Annotated in this window: 15 protein-coding genes; 4 read left to right on the top strand and 11 right to left on the bottom strand. The window is 67.8% G+C overall.

All coding sequences use genetic code 11. The features are described from left to right. Positions 1–165 precede the first annotated feature (165 nt). The gene (locus tag CEK29_RS14930) at positions 166–1125 is read left to right on the top strand and encodes a LysR family transcriptional regulator (protein WP_094858715.1); all 960 of its coding nucleotides are present in this window, start codon (positions 166–168) and stop codon (positions 1123–1125) included. A gap of 85 nt (positions 1126–1210) precedes the next feature. Here CEK29_RS14930 and CEK29_RS14935 read toward each other — a convergent pair whose 3' ends face one another. The 3 genes from CEK29_RS14935 to araD all read right to left on the bottom strand — a co-directional run bounded on the left by CEK29_RS14935 (position 1211) and on the right by araD (position 4907). Further along, entirely contained in the window at positions 1211–2206 is a 996-nt protein-coding gene (locus tag CEK29_RS14935) for a Bug family tripartite tricarboxylate transporter substrate binding protein (RefSeq protein ID WP_094858582.1), read from the bottom strand. A gap of 135 nt (positions 2207–2341) precedes the next feature. Beyond that, a complete protein-coding gene (locus CEK29_RS14940) occupies positions 2342–3061 on the bottom strand; it encodes a ribonuclease activity regulator RraA (protein WP_094801663.1) in 720 nt (239 codons plus the stop codon). 115 nt (positions 3062–3176) lie between these two features. Further along, positions 3177–4907 (bottom strand): L-arabinonate dehydratase, encoded by a 1731-nt coding sequence (araD, locus tag CEK29_RS14945; RefSeq protein WP_094801665.1) that lies wholly within the window; start codon positions 4905–4907, stop codon positions 3177–3179. A 207-nt stretch (positions 4908–5114) separates the two neighbouring features. Between araD and CEK29_RS14950 the strand changes: the two genes are divergently transcribed. Beyond that, complete coding sequence (locus CEK29_RS14950) at positions 5115–5816, top strand: GntR family transcriptional regulator (RefSeq protein ID WP_094801667.1); 702 nt, start codon at positions 5115–5117, stop codon at positions 5814–5816. A gap of 125 nt (positions 5817–5941) precedes the next feature. Here the strand turns inward: CEK29_RS14950 and CEK29_RS14955 are convergent, their stop codons facing one another. From CEK29_RS14955 to rdgB, 6 genes are all read right to left on the bottom strand, one after another. Further along, the gene (locus CEK29_RS14955; protein ID WP_094858583.1) at positions 5942–6994 is read right to left on the bottom strand and encodes an ankyrin repeat domain-containing protein; all 1053 of its coding nucleotides are present in this window, start codon (positions 6992–6994) and stop codon (positions 5942–5944) included. A gap of 214 nt (positions 6995–7208) precedes the next feature. After that, the gene (ntrC, locus tag CEK29_RS14960; RefSeq protein WP_094858584.1) at positions 7209–8747 is read right to left on the bottom strand and encodes a nitrogen regulation protein NR(I); all 1539 of its coding nucleotides are present in this window, start codon (positions 8745–8747) and stop codon (positions 7209–7211) included. Continuing rightward, positions 8744–9805, bottom strand: a complete 1062-nt coding sequence (gene glnL, locus CEK29_RS14965; protein WP_170948520.1) for a nitrogen regulation protein NR(II) — start codon at positions 9803–9805, stop codon at positions 8744–8746. Before glnL ends, ntrC begins: the two co-directional genes overlap by 4 nt. Before the next feature lie 92 nt (positions 9806–9897). Continuing rightward, on the bottom strand, positions 9898–11310 hold the full coding sequence (gene glnA, locus CEK29_RS14970; protein WP_094801675.1) for a type I glutamate--ammonia ligase: 1413 nt from the start codon (positions 11308–11310) through the stop codon (positions 9898–9900). Positions 11311–11492: 182 nt separating this feature from the next. Further along, positions 11493–12719: a radical SAM family heme chaperone HemW gene (gene hemW / locus CEK29_RS14975; RefSeq protein ID WP_094858585.1), complete on the bottom strand. Its 1227-nt coding sequence runs from the start codon at positions 12717–12719 to the stop codon at positions 11493–11495. 23 nt (positions 12720–12742) lie between these two features. Then, a complete protein-coding gene (gene rdgB, locus CEK29_RS14980; protein WP_094858586.1) occupies positions 12743–13366 on the bottom strand; it encodes an RdgB/HAM1 family non-canonical purine NTP pyrophosphatase in 624 nt (207 codons plus the stop codon). A gap of 234 nt (positions 13367–13600) precedes the next feature. On the opposite strand from rdgB, the gene CEK29_RS14985 reads away from it, so the two are divergent. After that, positions 13601–15439 (top strand): EAL domain-containing protein, encoded by a 1839-nt coding sequence (locus CEK29_RS14985; RefSeq protein WP_094858587.1) that lies wholly within the window; start codon positions 13601–13603, stop codon positions 15437–15439. Positions 15440–15616: 177 nt separating this feature from the next. Here CEK29_RS14985 and CEK29_RS14990 read toward each other — a convergent pair whose 3' ends face one another. Next, entirely contained in the window at positions 15617–16273 is a 657-nt protein-coding gene (locus CEK29_RS14990) for an SMI1/KNR4 family protein (RefSeq protein ID WP_094858588.1), read from the bottom strand. Positions 16274–16417: 144 nt separating this feature from the next. Between CEK29_RS14990 and CEK29_RS14995 the strand changes: the two genes are divergently transcribed. Continuing rightward, the gene (locus tag CEK29_RS14995) at positions 16418–16798 is read left to right on the top strand and encodes an RNA-binding S4 domain-containing protein (RefSeq protein WP_094858589.1); all 381 of its coding nucleotides are present in this window, start codon (positions 16418–16420) and stop codon (positions 16796–16798) included. 7 nt (positions 16799–16805) lie between these two features. Here the strand turns inward: CEK29_RS14995 and CEK29_RS15000 are convergent, their stop codons facing one another. Next, positions 16806–18497 carry a methyl-accepting chemotaxis protein gene (locus tag CEK29_RS15000; RefSeq protein ID WP_094858590.1) on the bottom strand — a complete coding sequence of 564 codons (1692 nt, stop codon included), beginning with the start codon at positions 18495–18497 and terminating at the stop codon, positions 16806–16808. Positions 18498–18587: the final 90 nt, after the last annotated feature.

Raw genomic sequence — 18587 nt, forward strand, 5'->3', positions numbered from 1 at the left:
ATTTGATGAACGATCTGTTGTCGGATGCCAGTCCGGCCTATTCCGTCTGGCGCTCCGGTGTCGTTCACCGGATGAATCACATTCTGCGCGCCGGGCCCGGCATTGAGGTGGCGTGGATTTGATGAGATCATTCAAATTAATTGAATGATCTCCCGCCGCCCCTCGATGAACAGCCCCTTCCGCCCGGCCCCGGCCGCCCCCGACATCACCTCGATCACCCCGGAGCTGCTCGCCATGGTCGACGCCATCGCGCGCCACGGCAGCTTCGCCCGCGCGGCGCGCGAGCTGGGCAAGGTGCCCTCCGCCGTCACCTACGCGGTGCGCAAGCTCGAGGACGGCCTGGACGTGCTGCTGTTCGACCGCTCCGGGCACAAGGCGCGGCTCACCGAAGCCGGCCAGACCTTGCTCGACGATGGCCGCGTGGTGCTGCAGTCGCTGGATGATCTGGCCTGCCGCGTCAAGCGCGTGGCCACCGGCTGGGAGGTAGAGCTGCGCATCGCCGTCAGCGCCGTGCTGCCGCTGGAGCCGCTCTACGACCTGATGCGGGAGTTTGAATCGGTGGCGAGCGCCACCACGCTGCGCTTCTCCACCGAGGTACTGAGCGGCAACTGGGATGCGCTCATGTCCAACCGGGCCGACCTCGTGATCGGCGCCGACGCGGCCGCCGCGCCCGCGGGGGCCTATCGCAGCCAGCCCATGGGCGATACGCAGTTCGGCTTTTGCGTGGCTCCGCATCATCCGCTCGCCCGCCTGGACCGCCCGCTCACGCCGCAGGACATCGCCGCGCACTGCGTCATCGTGGTGGCCGACACCTCGCGCAACCTGCCGCCGCGCACGCGGGGCGTGCTGCAGAACCAGGCCATGATCGTGATGCCCACCATGGAGGCCAAGATCGAAGCGCAGATGCGCGGCCTGGGCTGCGGCCACCTGCCGCTCACCCTGGCCGCCCCGTACATCACCCAGGGCAGACTCGTGGTGTGCCCCACGTCGGATGTGATCCCGCTCACCGAACACGTCGTGTACGCGTGGCGCCCCGAAGCGGCCGGGCAGGCGCTCAAGTGGTGGCTGGAGCGCCTGCGCTCGCCGCGGCTGTGCGAGTCGCTGCTCGGCGTGCGCGCCGACTAGCCGCGGCCACGGCCGAAGCGCCCGGCGCCCGGCGCGCAATGAAAAACCGGCCCATGCGGGCCGGTTCGGGATGCCGGGAAGGCGGTCAGTCGACGCTTGCGCCCGACTCCTGCACGACCTTGGCCCAGCGCGGGATTTCCGAGGCCATCAGCTCGCGCAGCTGCTCGGGCGTGCCGCCCACGAGTTCCATTCCCATGGTCGTGCCCAGGCGCTCCTGCACGTCCGGCTCTTTCAGGATCGCGGCGATCTCCTTGGACAGGCGGTCGACGATGGGCTTGGGCGTGCCCTTCGGGGCGTACACGGCCTGCCACGACGCCACCGAGAAGCCCGGCACGCCGGCCTCGGCCAGCGTGGGTGTGTCGGGCGACAGGGCGATGCGGTTGGGCGTGGTCACGGCGAGCAGCTTGAGCTTGCCCTGCTGCAGCAGCGGCAGCGCGGCCGTCATCTGGTCGAACATGAAGGTCACCGCGCCCGACGACACATCGATCATCGCGGGCGGCGTGCCCTTGTACGGCACGTGCGTGAGCGGCACGCCGATGGTGCGGGCGAACAGCTCGCCGGTCAGATGGGTGGAGGTGCCGGCGCCGGACGACGCGAAGGTGCGCTTGGTGGGGTCGCGCTTGAGCAGCGCGATCAGGTCCTGCACCGAGTTCACGTTGAGATTGGGATCGACGAGCAGCACGTTCGGCAGCGTGGCGACCAGCGACACGGGCTCGAAGTCCTTCACGGGATCGTACTTGAGGCTTTTGTACAGACTGGCGTTGATCGCGTGCGTGCTGATGGTGCCGCCGAACAGCGTGTAGCCGTCGGGCGGCGCCTTGGCCACGTAGGTCGCGCCGATGCCGCCGGCCGCGCCAGGCTTGTTCTCGACCACCACGCTCTGGCCCAGGCGCTCGCCCAGCTTCTGCGCGATCACACGGCCCACCACGTCGGTCGAGCCGCCCACGGTGAACGGCACGACATAGGAAATCGGCTTCTGGCTCGGCCAGTCGGCGGCCTGCGCCGCGCCGAAAGCCAGGGCGGCGCCGGCCGTCGCGACGGCCACGACGGCGCGCGCAACCGGGTTGCGTAAAGAGTTCATGCTTGTCTCCTGCCTTCTCGATGAGCCCGGCGCCCGCGATGGGACGCCGGACGAGCTGGACGCGGCGGGCTTATGTCTGCCCGCCTGCCTCCGATGACGCCGGCGCACTGCCGCCCGCGTATATGAAGCCTCGCGCTAGCGGCCCTTCTGCTGGCGCCAGGCGGCGAAACGCTCGCGCGTGCCCGGTTCGGTGGGCGGGTACAGGCCCAGGATGGACGCGCCGCCCTGCACTTCTTCCGTCACGAAGTCTTCGAAGGCGGTCATTTCGACGGCTTCGGCCGCGATCTCGTCGGCCAGATGCGCGGGAATCACGACCACGCCTTCGCGGTCGCCCACCATCACATCGCCCGGAAACACCGCCACGTCGCCGCAACCGATCGGCACGTTGATGTCGAGCGCCTGATGCAGCGTGAGATTGGTCGGGGCCGAGGGACGCTGATGATAGGCCGCGATGCCGAGCTCGGCGATCTCGGGCGAATCGCGGAAGCCACCGTCGGTGATCACGCCGACGACGCCACGCTTCATCAGGCGGGTGACGAGAATCGAGCCCGCGGAAGCCGCGCGCGCATCCTTGCGGCTGTCGATCACCATGACCGCGCCCTCGGGGCAGGTCTCGACGGCGAGGCGTTGCGGATGGCTGCGGTCTTCGAACACCTTGATCGAGTTCAGATCTTCGCGCGCCGGGATGTAGCGCAGCGTGAAGGCCTCGCCCACCATATTGGGCTGGTTCGGATTGAGCGGATGCACGTCCTGGATGAACTGGTTGCGCAGACCGCGCTTGAAGAGCGCGGTGCACAGCGTGGCGGTGCTCACGCCCAAGAGGCGCTTGCGGGTATCGGGGTTGAGCTTGGACAAGGCGAATCTCCGGTGAAAGGGGGCGATGCGAGGCGCGACGCGCCGAGGTGCGGCTGGCGGTGCGGGGCGCGAGATGCGTCGCGGGGGCCGGGCCGAGGCGCCAGCCCCGCGGGGATCAGAAGATGTCGGGTTCCGGCACGGGCGCGCCGAAATCGGTTTCGAGAAAATCGAAGTCGCAGCCGTCGTTGGCTTGCAGAATGTGTTGCGAGTACATCCAGCCATAGCCCCGCTCGTAGCGCTTGGGCGGCGGCGTCCAGGCGGCGCGGCGGGCGGCGAGCTCTTCGTCGCTCACGTTCACGTGGATGGTGCGGGCGGGCACGTCGACCGTGATCAGGTCGCCGGTGCGCACCAGCGCCAGCGGACCGCCGATATAGGCTTCGGGCGATGCGTGCAGAATGCAGGCGCCGTAGCTGGTGCCGCTCATGCGTGCATCCGACAGACGCAGCATGTCGCGCACGCCCTGCTTCACGAGCTTGGTCGGGATCGGCAGCATGCCCCACTCCGGCATGCCCGGGCCACCCTGCGGCCCCGCATTGCGCAGAATCATGATGTGGTCGGCGGTGACGTCGAGGTTCTCGTCGTCGACCGCGGCCTTCATGCTGGGATAGTCGTCGAACACCAGCGCGGGCCCGGTGTGCTGCAGGAACTGCGGCGCGCAGGCGCTCGGCTTGATGACGCAGCCGTCGGGCGCGATGTTGCCACGCAGGACCGCGAGCGCGCCCTCGTCGTAGATGGCATTGTCCAGCGGCCGGATCACGTCGTCGTTGTAGACCTGCGCGCCGGCGATGTTTTCGCCGATCGACTTGCCGGTCACGGTGAGCGGGCTGCGATCGAGATGCTCGCCCAGACGCTCCATCAGCGCCGTCAGACCGCCGGCGTAATAGAAGTCTTCCATCAGGTAGGTGTCGCCACTGGGCCGGATGTTGGCGATCACCGGCACCTTGCGGCTGGCCGCGTCGAAGTCGTCGAGCGTGACCTGGCAGCCGGCACGGCGCGACATGGCGACCAGGTGCACGATGGCATTGGTGGAGCAACCCATCGCCATGGCCACGTTGATGGCGTTCTTGAACGAGGCGGTGGTGAGGATCTTCTGCGGCGTGAGGTCTTCCCAGACCATCTCCACGGCGCGGCGACCGCACTCGGCCGACATGCGCATGTGGTTCACGTCGGCCGCCGGAATCGACGAGGCGCCCGGCAGCGTCATGCCGATGGCCTCGGCGATGGCGGTCATGGTGCTGGCGGTGCCCATGGTCATGCAGGTGCCGTAGCTGCGGGCGATGCCGCCCTCGACTTCGGTCCATTCGGCCTTGCTGATGTTGCCGGCGCGGCGCTCGTCCCAGAGCTTCCAGGCATCCGAACCGGAACCGAGAATCTTGCCCTTCCAGTTGCCACGCAGCATCGGGCCGGCGGGCACGTAGACGCAGGGGAGATTGGCGCTGATGGCGCCCATGATGAGCCCGGGGGTGGTCTTGTCGCAGCCGCCCATGAGCACTGCGCCATCGACCGGATGGCTGCGCAGCAGCTCCTCGGTTTCCATGGCGAGGAAGTTGCGATAGAGCATCGTGGTGGGTTTGACGAACGACTCGGACACCGAGATCGCCGGAAGCTCCACCGGGAATCCGCCCGCCTGGAACACGCCGCGCTTCACGTCGTCGACGCGCTGCTTGAAGTGGCTGTGACAGGGGTTCAGATCGGACCAGGTGTTGATGATCGCGATCATCGGCCGGTCGACCCAGTCTTCGGGCGCATAACCCATCTGCATCATGCGTGAACGATGACCAAACGAACGCAGGTCGTCCTTGGCCATCCAGCGCGCGCTGCGCAGGCTCTCGTAACTCCGCTTCATTGCTGTCTCCATGGTGCCGGGTGCGCCGGTCTGTTCCGGGATTGCACCGGCTATGCAGAAGATTGAAACACTAATATATTAGTATGTCAACGAAGCGCCGACCGGTAAAATCCCTAGGCCGGCGCGCTTCCGCGGCCCTTCTGGCGACACGCCGGAGGGTCGTGCAATACCTCGTGGCTCTATCCTGGCTACCGCACTTTTTCGCCCATGAATCTCGCCGACGTCCTGCCCGTGCTCAACCTCGACCGCTCGCGCCATGCCGCGCCGCAGGTCTTCGAAAAGCTGCGCGACCTGATCGTGTCGCTGGAGCTCAAACCGGGCACGGTGCTGGCCCGGCCGGAGCTCGCCGAGGCCTTCGGTCTGTCGCAGACGCCGATCCGCGACGCCCTCATGCGGCTGTCCGAGGCCGGCCTGGTCGACATCTTTCCGCAGCACACCACCGTGGTCAGCCGCATCGATGTGGCTGCCGCCCGCGAGGCGCATTTTCTGCGCCGTTCGCTCGAGCTCGAAATCGTCAACCTGCTGGCCCAGCGCGACGACCCGGCGCTGATCGCCCGCCTGCAACTGCACATCGACGCGCAGCAGGCCGCGCGCCGCGCCGACGACTACCCGCGTTTCATCGCCGCCGATCAGGCGTTTCACCGCGACATGCACGAGGCCGCCGGCGTGGCCGGCCTCTGGGACCTGGAACAGCGCTACAGCGGCCATGTCGACCGCCTGCGCCGCCTGCACCTGCCCGAAACGGGCAAGGCCGAGCGCATCCTCGACGACCATCAGCGCATCCTGGACCGCATCGCGGCGCACGATGCCACGGGCGCGCAGCAGGCGCTGCGCGAGCATCTGTCGGGCACGCTGAGCCAGGTCGAAGAGATCTGTCAGCGCTATCCGGATTACGTCAGGCTGGCGTAGCGCGGCTCGCGGGTCCCGCATCGCGCATCCCGGATCGCGTACCGCGCATCACGGATCGCGCATCGCGGATGACGCACCGCGCATCGCGCGCGGCCGGGCTTGCCGGACACGCCCTGCCGCCCCGCCTAGCGCTTGTAGGCCGGCGCCGGCAACGCCACGGGCTTCGGATTCAGCGCCACCCAGGCCACCGCCAGTTCGCAGAGCCGGAACGTATCGCCGTCCTTGCGCTTGACCTCGGCAACGAGGGTGGCCGCCTCGTCGCGCTGCGCCGCCGGCAGCGCCGCGCCCGAGCCCAGATGCACGAGCAGCGCATCCGCCATGGCGCGGAAATCCGCGCCCCAGTTCGCCCCGCCGTTGCCGTAAAGCTCGCGATGGATCTTGCCCGTGACGCGGATCACCTCGCCCTGCACCGTGGCCGCGGCACCGCTCGAGGGCACCAGCAACTCCCACAGTTCCTGATGCTGGTCTTCCCACGTGCCCGCGCGCGCGACGATCGGCGTCTTGCCGTCGTGCAACACCCGGCGCGGCACCGGCGGCACGTCGAACAGCGCGTAGAGCCGATCCAGCGCCGCGCTGGTTTCCGCCACCGAATCGGGATCGAAATTGGCGCGATGAAACTCGAAGTTTTCGCCGAGCCGGGTCACGAAATCCGTCATGCGCGGCGTGCGGGCGGCGCCGGCGTCGAGCAGCACGCAGGCCACCTCGGCCATGCCGCACAACTGCGTATTGCTGCAACGCTGCAGCGCATACTCGAGCGGCGTGAGCCGTTGCGCATTCAGCGCGTCGACCCTGGCGCCCCGCGCCAGCAGCAGCCGGGCAGTGGCCGCGTTACCCACGCCCGCGGCCTCCTGGAGCGGCGTGCCGCGCGCCCCCTCGCCCGCATTCACGTCCGCGCCCAGATCCAGCAGCACCTCGATCCTGCCCTCCCAATGGCCGGCCCGCGCATGCAGCGGCGTCTCGCCGTAACTGTCGACCGCGCCGATGTCGGCGCCCTGCTCCACCAGCCAGCGCACCAGCGCATCCGGAAAGTCGTTGAACGCCAGCGCCGTCTGCTTGCTGTAGCCACCGCGCGCATCGAGCGCGCAGGTCTCGAATACCGCTTTGAGCGCCTCGTGGTCGCCCGCCTCGAGCAGTTCGTCGAAATTCTTGGGCAGCAGTTTCTTCTTCGCCTTGGCCATGCGCGTGGATCTCCAGACTGGCGCCGGCATCGCGCCGGCTCGGGGCCAGAGCGTAAACCGCGACGCACGCGCATCGTTGTCAGTTTGAAACGGCGTGTGAGCGGCTGGATCGGGTGCGCATCCAAGAAAAATCCCCCCAACGCCCGGCGCTGGGGGGATCGTTCCGGGCGGCGCTTTGCGCTCTCCCCTTTCCCCTTGGGTTGGCTGCCTTGATCTATTCGTCGGCAATTCCCAATTCACGCAGCTTGCGCGTGATCGTGTTGCGGCCGATGCCGAGCCGCGATGCGGCCTCGACCCGGCGGCCGCGGCTGGCGTCCAGCGCGCTTTGCAGCAGGATTTTCTCGAACTGACGCGTGAGCGTCGCCATCACGGCGGGCTCGCCGCGTTCGAGACGGTACTGCGCGTCGCGCAACAGGGCGTCCTGCCAGTTGCGGGGCACCTCGTCGACGGCGGCATAGGCGCTCGCCGCTGCGCCGCCATAGCCGCCGGCGGCCGGCGCAGGCGCGGCGGCGCCAGGGCCGGCCTCGGACGAGGCCAGCGGCCGCGCCGGATTGGCGTTGATGACGTGCGACTGATGCTCCACCGCGCGGATCTCGGGCGGCAGGTCATTGCGATCGATGGTCTGGCCCGGCGCCATCACGGTCAGCCAGTGGCAGAAGTTCTCGAGCTGGCGCACGTTGCCCGGGAAATCGAACTTGGTGAGCACCGACACCGCCTCGGGCGTGAGGCGCTTGACCGGCACGCCGAGCGAGCGCGCGCTCGCGGCCAGGAAGTGATTGGCCAGCGCCGGGATGTCTTCGATGCGCTCGCGCAACGGCGGCAGACGCAGGCGGATCACGTTCAGGCGATGGAACAAGTCTTCGCGGAACAGCCCCTGCTCCACGCGCTGCTCGAGCGGCTGGTGGGTGGCCGCGACGATGCGCACGTCCACGCGCACCGGCTGGGCACCGCCAACACGATAAAAGCTGCCTTCGGCCAGCACGCGCAGCAGGCGGGTCTGGAGCTCGATCGGCATGTCGCCGATTTCGTCGAGGAACAGCGTGCCGCCATGGGCCTCTTCGAAGCGGCCGCGGCGCAGCGTGTTGGCGCCGGTGAAGGCGCCGCGCTCGTGACCGAACAGCTCCGCCTCGAGCAGGTCGCGCGGGATGGCCGCGGCATTGAGCGCCACGAACGGACCCGACGCGCGGGCGCCGTGGCCGTGCAGCGCGCGCGCCACCAGCTCCTTGCCGGTGCCGGACTCGCCGGTGATCAGCACGGTGACCTTGGACTGCGCCAGTCGGCCGATCGCGCGGAACACTTCCTGCATGGCGGTGGACGCCGACTGCGTCATCATCCAGCGCTCGTTGTTCTGTGCCGCCTCGCTGTTCTCGCTTTGCGTGGAGGCCGGCTCGGACTCCTGCATGGCGCGCTGGATCAGCGCCACGGCTTCGTTCACGTCGAACGGCTTGGCCAGGTAATCGAACGCGCCGCCCTGAAAGGCCGACACGGTGCTGTCGAGATCGGCGAACGCCGTCATCACGATCACCGGCAGGCCGGCGTGGCGCTCCTTGATCTGGCGCAGCAGCTCGAGGCCGTTGCCGCCCGGCATGCGGATATCGGACACCAGCACCGAGGGCATGTCATGCGCGAGCGCATCCAGCACATCGGGCGCCTGGTGGAAGCTGCGGGTGGCGATGCCGGCGCGGGCCAGTGCTTTCTCGAGCACCCAACGGATGGCCTGATCGTCGTCGACGATCCAAACGGGTTTCGTCACAATGAAGACTCCATCGGAAGGACCAGACGGAACTCGGTATGCCGGGGACGGGATTCGAATTCGATGATGCCTCCGTGCTGTTGCACGAAATCCTGGGACAGGCTCAGACCCAGGCCGGTGCCGCCGGCACGGGCGGTCACCAGGGGATGAAAGATGCGGTCGCGGATGTGCTCGGGCACACCGGGACCGTTGTCGATGATGGACAGCACGAGGGCGAGGCGGTGGTGGCGATGCGCCAGCATCACCTGCCGCGCCACGCGGGTGCGCAGCACGATCTGTCCGGGCGGCACGTCGCTGCCTTTTTGCAGATTGAGCTCCTGCGCGGCATTGCGCGCCACGTTGAGCACGGCCTGCATCAGGCGCGCGGCATCGCCCGGGATGTCCGGGACCGACGCGTCGTAGTCGCGCACGAGCGTCACGCTGTCGCGGAACTCGGCCTGGATCAGCGCGCAGACGCGCTCGCAGATCTCGTGGATATTGACCGGCCGCGTATTGAGCGGCACACGTTGCGGGCCGCTGAGGCGGTCCACCAGCGCCTGCAGGCGGTCGGCTTCGGAAATGATGACCTGCGTGTATTCGGCCAGCTCGGCGCTCGGCAGCTCGGCCTCGAGCAATTGCGCGGCGCCACGCAGCCCACCCAGGGGATTCTTGACCTCGTGCGCCAGATTGCGCAGCAGCTCGCGGTGCGACTCGATTTCGTCGACCAGGCGATGATTGCGGTCGGCCAGCACACGCTGCTCGATCTCGCGGGTTTCAATCAGGACGGGCCAGGTCTGGCCGGTCAGCGCCACGGTGGTGACCGTGACTTCCGCGGACTCGGAGCCGCGGCGGAAAGACGACAACTGGCGCACGTCGGCAAACTTGCCGGCCACCGCGCCATCGATGGACGTCTGCAGATCTTCGGGATGGTCGAACAGCGTGGCGGCCGAAGCGCCGCGCAACTGCTTGCGGGAGCGGCCGAAGAGGTCTTCGGAAGCCGCATTGGCGTATTCGATGTGGCCGCGCTCGTTCAGCAGAAAAACGGACGTGGCGAGAAAATCAAAAGCATCTACGTTCATCATTCGGGGCTCCGGGGCGGGTCAGTCGGCGGGCCAGCTACCGCTTGGCCCGCCCCTGGAAGGGGCCTAGGCCCCCATCAAGCCGCGGAAGATCACAGGCTGTAGTACATGTCGAACTCGACCGGGTGCGTGGTCATGCGCAGACGCGTCACTTCGAGCATCTTGAGCTCGATGTAGGCGTCCAGCATTTCGTTGCTGAACACGCCACCGCGGGTCAGGAACTCGCGGTCCTTGTCGAGCGCGGCCAGCGCTTCTTCCAGCGACGCGCAGACGGTCGGGATCTTTGCATCCTCTTCCGGCGGCAGGTCGTACAGGTTCTTGTCGGCCGGATCGCCCGGGTGGATCTTGTTCTGCACGCCGTCCAGACCGGCCATCATCAGGGCCGAGAAGGCCAGGTACGGGTTGGCCAGGGGATCCGGGAAGCGCGTTTCGATACGGCGCGCCTTGGGGTTGCCCACGTACGGAATACGGATCGAGGCCGAACGGTTGCGGGCCGAGTAGGCCAGCTTGACCGGAGCTTCGAAGTGCGGAACCAGACGCTTGTACGAGTTGGTACCCGGGTTGGTGATGGCGTTCAGCGCGCGAGCGTGCTTGATGATGCCGCCGATGTAGTACAGCGCGAATTCCGACAGGCCGGCGTAGCCGTTGCCCGCGAACAGGTTCTGGCCGTCCTTCCAGATCGACTGGTGCACGTGCATGCCCGAGCCGTTGTCACCCACGACGGGCTTCGGCATGAACGTGGCGGTCTTGCCGTAGGCGTGCGCGACGTTGTGGATCACGTACTTCATGATCTGGTTCCAGTCGGCGCGCTGAACCAGCGTGCTGAACTTGGTACCGATTTCGAGCTGGCCCGGTGCGGCCACTTCGTGGTGGTGCACTTCGACCGGCACGCCCATCTGCTCGAGCAGCAGGCACATTTCCGAACGCATGTCCTGGAACGAATCGACCGGGGGCACGGGGAAGTAGCCGCCCTTCACGCCCGGACGGTGGCCCATGTTGCCGCCTTCGAATTCCAGACCGGTCGACCACGGGGCTTCTTCGGACTTGATCTTGACGAAGGTGCCCGACATGTCGGTGTTCCAGGTCACGCCGTCGAACACGAAGAATTCGGGTTCCGGACCGAAGTAGGCGGTGTCGCCCAGGCCGGAGGACTTGAGGTAGGCTTCGGCGCGCTTGGCCAGCGAACGCGGGTCGCGGTCATAGCCCTTCAGGTCCGACGGTTCGACCACGTCGCACGACAGGATCAGCGTCGGCTCTTCGCGGAACGGATCCAGGTTGGCGGTGGTCAGGTCGGGGATGAGCAGCATGTCGGAAGCTTCGATGCCCTTCCAGCCCGGGATCGAGGAGCCGTCGAAAGCTTGACCGCTTTCCAGCTTGTCCTCATCGACCGCCGAAGTCGGCACGGAGACGTGGTGCTCACGGCCTTGCGTGTCGGTGAAGCGGAAATCTACAAACTTGACTTCGTTATCGGCGATCTGCTTGAGAACGTCTTTGGGGCTTGCCATGTCATCTCCATTAGAAAAAGCGTCGAGGGCTATGTCGCCCGACCGGCATAAAACAAGGAAGCAATATGCGTGCCAGGTTTTCCCCGGGGGAATCCCCGGGGGTCATGCACGGTTCTGGAAAATGGTAGCACCGTAATGGTGCAAAACGTGGGGCACGATTGCCCCAGTTTGGTGCCGATCAATTACAGGAAGATTTCCTGGAGATCGTTGAGAAAGCGCCATCCCAGTGCGCTGGCCTTGAGCCGGGTGGGATCCGCGTCGAGGAGACCGCGTCGGGTGGCCGCCTCCAATTGGTGCGCAATGGTGGCGAGCGACATTCCGGTGCGCTCCTCGAAGGCCGAGGCCGCCACGCCCTCTTTCAGGCGCAGCACGTTGAGCATGTACTCGAACGGCAGCGCGTCGGGTCCCACGAGCCGGGTTTCGGCGATATGGCTGCCGTCGCGCCGGGCCACCCGTTCCATCCACGATTCCGGGTTCTTCATCCGTGCCTCGCGGACGATACGGTCGTGAAATGACAGTTTGCCGTGCGCGCCGGGGCCCAGGCCGAGGTAGTCGCCGAACTCCCAGTAATTGACGTTGTGGCGGCAGCGCGCCCCCGGCCGGGCGTAGGCCGACACCTCGTAGCGCGCCAACCCGGCCTGGGCCAGGGTGTCCTCGACCAGATCCTGCATGGCGGCGCTGGTGTCGTCGTCCGGCACCTCGGGCGGGTACTTGGCGAATACCGTGTTGGGTTCGAGCGTCAGGTGATAGAGCGACAGGTGCTCCGTCCCGAACGACAGCGCCTGGCGCAGATCGGCCTCGCAGGCCGCCAGATCCTGGCCCGGCAAGGCGAACATCATGTCCAGATTGACCCGGCCGAATGCCGCCTGGGCCATCTCGATGGCCGCGCGCGCCTGCGCCGCGTCGTGGATCCGGCCCAGCTTCTTGAGCTGCGCGTCGTCGAAACTCTGGATGCCCAGCGACACCCGGCTCACGCCGCTCGCTGCGTAGGCCTTGAAGCGTCCGGCTTCGGCCGTGCCCGGATTGGCCTCCATCGTGATCTCGGCGTCGGGCAGCACATTGAGACAGGCGCGCAACATGGCGAGCAGTTCGTCCAGGCCCTCGGGCGACAACAGGCTGGGCGTGCCGCCGCCGATGAACACCGACACGACCTGGCGCCCCCAGATCGAAGGGATCGCCTGCTCCAGGTCGGCGCGCAGCGCGTCGAGATAGGCGCGTTCCGGAATCTCTTCTCCGCCGGCGGTGGCATGGGAATTGAAGTCACAGTAAGGACACTTGCGTACGCACCAGGGCACGTGCACATAGACCGACAGGGGCGGCAGGCTGGTGAGCGTGGCGCCGGCCGGCAGCACGACCGGCGCGCGCACCGGGGCCGCGCCGGCGGACAGAATAGGAATGGTGATGGCCATGCGATGACGGGCAGCGCGCCGCCTCAGCGGGCGCGCAGCTTCTCCAGCAATTGAGCCAGGGCCATCGCGCGATGGCTGACCCGATTTTTTTCGGCCGGATCGAGCTCGGCCGCCGTCTTGCCCAGGCTGGGCAGGAAAAAGTGCGGGTCGTAGCCGAACCCATGCTCGCCGCGCGGCTCGGCCGCGATCTCACCGTGCCAGTGCCCTTCGCCGATGAGCGGACAGGGATCGTCGGCGCTTTGCACCATGACCAGCACGGCCACGTACCAGGCATGCCGATCGGCCTGACCGGCCAGATTGCGCACCAGCAGCGCGTTGTTGGCGCCGTCTTCGCGCGGGCCGCCGTGCAGCTGGGCATAGCGGGCCGAATACACGCCGGGCGCGCCGCCGAGCGCGGCCACGCACAGGCCGGAGTCGTCGGCCAGCGCCGGCAGACCGGTGGCGGCGCTGGCGTGGCGGGCCTTGGCCAGCGCGTTTTCGACAAAGGTGACGTGCGGCTCTTCGGCCTCGGACACGCCGAGCTGGGCCTGGGGAATCAGCTCGATGCCCAGCGGTGCGAACAAAGCGGAAAATTCACGCAGCTTGCCGGCGTTGTTCGAGGCGAGCACGACGCGGCGCGGGGCGCCGGATGAGGTATCGGTAGACATCCCGCCATTATAAAGAGCGCGCCCCGCCCTGCCCGGCCGGCCACCCTGATGGCGGCAGGGTCGGGGGTAGACGTCTGCACCGATTTGTACCGTGTGCCGACGCGAGCGCCCGAGTCATGCGGATCCGGAATGTCGTCATTCCGCAAACATGACAATTTGCAACATTCGGGACATAAACGCGCGGCATAGTGAGGACCTCGGCCACTCCGACGTGGCGCAGCCCTCAGACCTCAGATGAATTCCCTCCAAGCCCGGGCCATCAGGGCCGCGGACCTTTCGCTTGAATCCATCCTCCAGCAGGAATTGCTGGCCCCGCGCTTTCAGCCGGTGGTCGACCTGGCCAGCGGCCGCATCTACGGCCACGAGAGCCTGATCCGCGGCCCGCACGATTGTCCGCTGCACATGCCGGACGCGCTGTTCGCCGCCGCGCATCGCCAGCAACTGCAGACGCAGCTCGAGTGGCAGGCGTTTCGCACCGGCCTGACCCAGTTCGCCGACACGGCCGCGCACGGCAAGATCTTCCTGAACCTGTCGGGCTCGGCGCTCTGCCACTACTGGACGCAATGGCGCGAGGCCCTGCCCGAGCAACTGTTGCAAGGCTGCCGGATCGACCCGACCAAGATTGTGATCGAACTGACCGAGCACGATCCCGCGAAGGGCGACCTGCAGGTGCTCACGCAGGCGCTCGACACCCTGCGCGGACACGGCATGCGGCTGGCGCTGGACGACTACGGCGTCGGCCATGCCACGCTGCAACTCTGGGCCGAGATCCGGCCCGATCTCGTCAAGATCGACCGCTATTTCTTCAAGGACATCGCCCGCGACGAGCGCCGCATGCAGCTGGTGCGCGCCATGCTGGCCGTGGCCCAGCACATGAACACGGCGGTCGTGGCCGAGGGCGTCGAATGCCACGAAGACCTGGCCGCGATCAGCGAACTCGGCATCCGTTACGCGCAGGGCTGGCACCTGGGCCGCCCCGAGGCGCAGCCCCTGCCCCGCCTGCCCGACGCACTGGAGCACGCCATGTCGAGCCTGCCGCGCGCGGCCGGTCGGCCGCGTGCCTCGACGGTGGGATCGGGCCGCACCGCGTCGGCGCTGCGCGTGCAGGCGCGCCCGGTGCTGCTGAGCAAGCACAGCAACGACGACGTGCACCGGCTGTTTCAGGAACAGCGCGGCCTGCACGCGGTGGCCGTGCTCGATGGCGACAGCCGGCCGGTGGGCATCATCAACCGCCGCGATTTTCTTGAGCACTACTCGCAGCGCTACACGCGCGACCTGTTCGGCCGCAATTCGTGCAGCACGTTCATGAACCCGGACCCCGTGCTGATCGACGTGGCCACCTCGATCGACCAGCTCAGCCACGTGCTGACCTCGGACGACCAGCGCTACCTGGCGGACGGCTTCATCGTCACCAGCGACGGCCGCTATGACGGGCTCGGCACCGGCGAAGCCCTGGTGCGCTCGGTGACCGAAATCCGGCTCGAGGCCGCGCGCTACGCCAACCCGCTCACGTCCCTGCCCGGCAACATTCCCATCAGCCAGCACATCGCGCATCTGCTGGAAGAGCCGGGCGAGTTCGTCATCTGCTATGCCGACCTGAACAACTTCAAGCCGTTCAACGACGTGTATGGATACTGGCGCGGCGACGACATGATTCTGCTGTGCGCCGAGGCCATCAAGCGCCATTGCGACGCGCAGCGCGACTTCGTCGGCCATGTGGGCGGCGACGACTTCGTGTTTGCCATGCGCAGTGAGGACTGGCGCAGCCGCACCGAGGCCGTGATCGCGCAATTCAATCTGCTGGCCCTGGATCTGTACGACGAACAGGGGCGCAGCGAGGGCGGCATTCATGCCGAAGACCGCTACGGCGTGCTGCGCTTTTTTCCGTTCGTGACGCTGGGCATCGGCGCGCTGATCGTGAACCCGCCGCAGATCGCCGCCAGCGGCGTGCGCGTGCGGCCCGAAGACATCGCGTCGGCCGCCGCGCAGGTCAAGCACAAGGTCAAGCACGGCGACCACTCGCTGGTGGTGGAAAACTATCTGCGCCAGAGCTGGGCAACGGAGCGCGCCTGAGTGTCTGAATGCCTGAGTGACTGAGTGACTGAGCGACTCAGTGACTCAGTGACTGCGTGCCCGAGTAACTGAGTGCGTGAGCGCCCGATTGCCTGAGTGCCCGGCTCATGCAACCGGCGAGGGCGACCGGCCAGGGCGACCAGCGAGGGCAACGGCGCCGGCGCCCGCGCCCGCCCTTCAGCCGTCGACTTCCCAGGACGGCACCACCGCGAACACCAGCGGTTCTTTCAGCGTGAAGGACGCGGCGCGCGCCTCGGCGTCTTCCTGGGCCAGCAGGGCCGGCACCTGGATCGGCCACGCGCGCGGACCCGATTGGTAGGCGCGCGCCACGACCGCATTCTGCGCCGGCACCAGCAGCGCCTCGGCATGCGCGGGTGGAAGCGCCGGCGTGCTGCACGCCAGGCCGGCGCGTATCGTGTCGGCGATCGCGCTTTCGTCGTCACCCAGATGCGAGAGATCGGCGTACGACTGGAGATACGAGGCCGCGACGAAGTCCGCGAAATTTGCGTAATCGATCTGGCTGTTTTCGTCGTCGTGCCAGATGCAGGCCACGCCCTCGCGGCCGTCGGCCAGGCGCACCAGCGCGTAAAAATCGCCCCCGCCCGACTGCGCGAACGGGAAGAACCGGATGCCTTGCTGCGCATCCGGATTGAGCCATTCTTCGATCTCGCGCTCGCTGGCGTCGGGCGTGAGCCATTCGAAGTCATAGACGCCGTCCATGGCCTTGCCCGTGTGGTTGCCGGCGCTATCCGTGCGATACCACTGCGCGAGCGGCGCCGGCAGATCGAAGCCCGCGTCCCGCGCGATCGCGGTGAACCTTTCCAGCAATTCCATATGGCCTCCCGACGCCTCGCGTCCGTTCCTGACTGCGTCATATTGCCACGAGCGCGTGACACGCGGCCCGCACGGCGTGGCGCGGGTATCCCACGGGCTATCATAGGCAGGTCGCGCGTACTCCACGCGCCCGCCTGTGCACTCATGGACAAGATTCGACTCGACAAATGGCTCTGGGCCGCGCGCTTTTACAAGACGCGCAGCCTCGCGAGCAGCGAAATCGGCAAAGGCCGCGTGCAGGTCAACGGCCAGCCGGCCAAGCCCGCCCGCGAAGTGGCGCCCGATGACCTGATCACGATCCGCAAGGACGATCCCGCCATCGAAGTGCGCGTGGTGGCGCTGAGCGCCGTGCGCGGTCCCGCCCCGGCGGCGCGCCTGCTCTACGAAGAGACCGAGGCGAGCCGCACGGCGCGCGAACGCGCCGCCGAAATGCGCCGCCTCGCCCCCGAGCCCGCGCTCGGCATCGCCGCGGGCCGTCCGACCAAGCGCGACCGCCGCCAGATCGATCTGGTGCGCGGCAAGTAAAACAGGCTCAGGCCGCCCGCCGCGCCGGCGGCGCGAAGTGTAGCATCGTCATCGCGGGCTGGGCGGCGGATTCGTCGCGCACCGCGCGCAAGGCCGGGCGCATCTCGATCACCTCAGCGGTGGGATCGGCCTCGCCCGCCTCCGACATCAGACGGAACACGGCGACGGCCTGGCGCAGCGCCTGCGCCTGACCCTCCAGCGCGGCGGCCGCGGCCGCGGTTTCCTCGGCCATGGCGGCGTTTTCCTGCGTGGCGCGATCCACGTCGGACACCGCGTTATTGATGGCCGCGATGCCGCCCGCCTGCTCGCCCGCCGCATGCGAGATCTCTTCCACGATCACGGTGACCCGCTCCACGGCCTGCACCACGTCGTCGATGGTCTGGCCCGCCTGGCCGACCTGGCGCACGCCCGCCTCGACGCGCGCGCCCGATTCGTCGATCAACACCTTGATCTCGCGCGCGGCCTGCGCGCTGCGTTGCGCCAGCGAGCGCACTTCGGCCGCGACCACCGCGAAGCCCTTGCCCTCCTCGCCCGCGCGCGCCGCTTCCACGGCTGCGTTGAGCGCCAGAATATTGGTCTGGAACGCGATGCTGTCGACCACGCCCACGATCTCGCCGATGCGACGCGCCGAGGCGGCGATGCCGCCCATCGTGTCGACCGCTTCGTGCACCGAGCGGCCGCCGGTGCGCGCCAGCTCGGTCGCATCGCGCGCCTGCTCGCGGGCCTGCTCGGCGTTGCTCGCCGTGGCGTGCACGTTCTGCGCGAGCTGCGTCATGCTGGCGGCGGCTTCCTGCAGCGAGGCGGCCTGACGCGAGGTGCGCATCGCCATCTCCGAGCCGCCGGCCGCGATCTCGCCGGCGCCGCCGTGGATTTCTTCCACGCCGTGCCGCACCGCGTGCACGGCCTTGGACAGCCCGTCCTGCATGCGGCGCATGGCCAGGAACAACACGCCGATCTCGTTCTCGCCACGGCGCTGGATGGTGCCGGTGAGATCGCCGTCGGCAATGTGATCGAAGTGCCGGCCCGCCTCGCTCAGGGGCCGCAGCACGGCACGGCGGAAGGCCAGACGAATCACCAGCGCGGCCAGGGCCACGAACACCACCAGCGCGAGCGCGGCGGCGATGGCATGGTTCAGACGCGTCCCGGCATCGGCGACCGCCGCGCGGCCCTGCGCACGGGCATGGCCCTGAAACGCGTCCACCGCCTGCACGTAGCCCTGCACCGCCTGCGGCAGGACCTTGTCGTTGATGCGATTGGCCTCGATGCCGTTCCATTTCGAGATCGCGTCGCGCATCGGCACGAGGGCCTGGTCGGCCAGCCCGGTGTAGGCCTTGAGCATCGCGTCGAACAGGGGCGCGCCCTCGGCACCGGTCTCGGGATTGGCGGCGAGGCGCTTCTGGCTCTCGGCCGCGCTGCCGAGCAGCTTGTCGACCCGGCCCAGGAACTCGTCGCGCTGCTCCTCCATGCCGCCTTCCATCGCCGTCTTGGCGTCGGTCAGCAGCGCACGGGCGCGGAACAGCCAGCTGCTGGTGTCGTTCAGATCGCCGGCGCGCTCGATGCTGCCCCGCCCCAGCGCCTCGACGTGTCCACGGCTTTCCTGCAGCACGGCGATCGCACCGGCGGCGGCCAGCGCGAAGATCAGAACGAAAAGAAGCAAGGTCGCCGACAGCGCGGTTGCGACGCGTAGATTTTTGCGCATGAATGATCCGTTACGAGCTCGCCCGGCCGATGCGCGGGCAGACGGCGGCACAGAAATGTGCCGCCATAATCGGTAACGAATTATGTGCGC

Origin of the sequence: Bordetella genomosp. 5 (assembly GCF_002261475.1) — a bacterium.
Lineage (GTDB): Bacteria > Pseudomonadota > Gammaproteobacteria > Burkholderiales > Burkholderiaceae_B > Bordetella.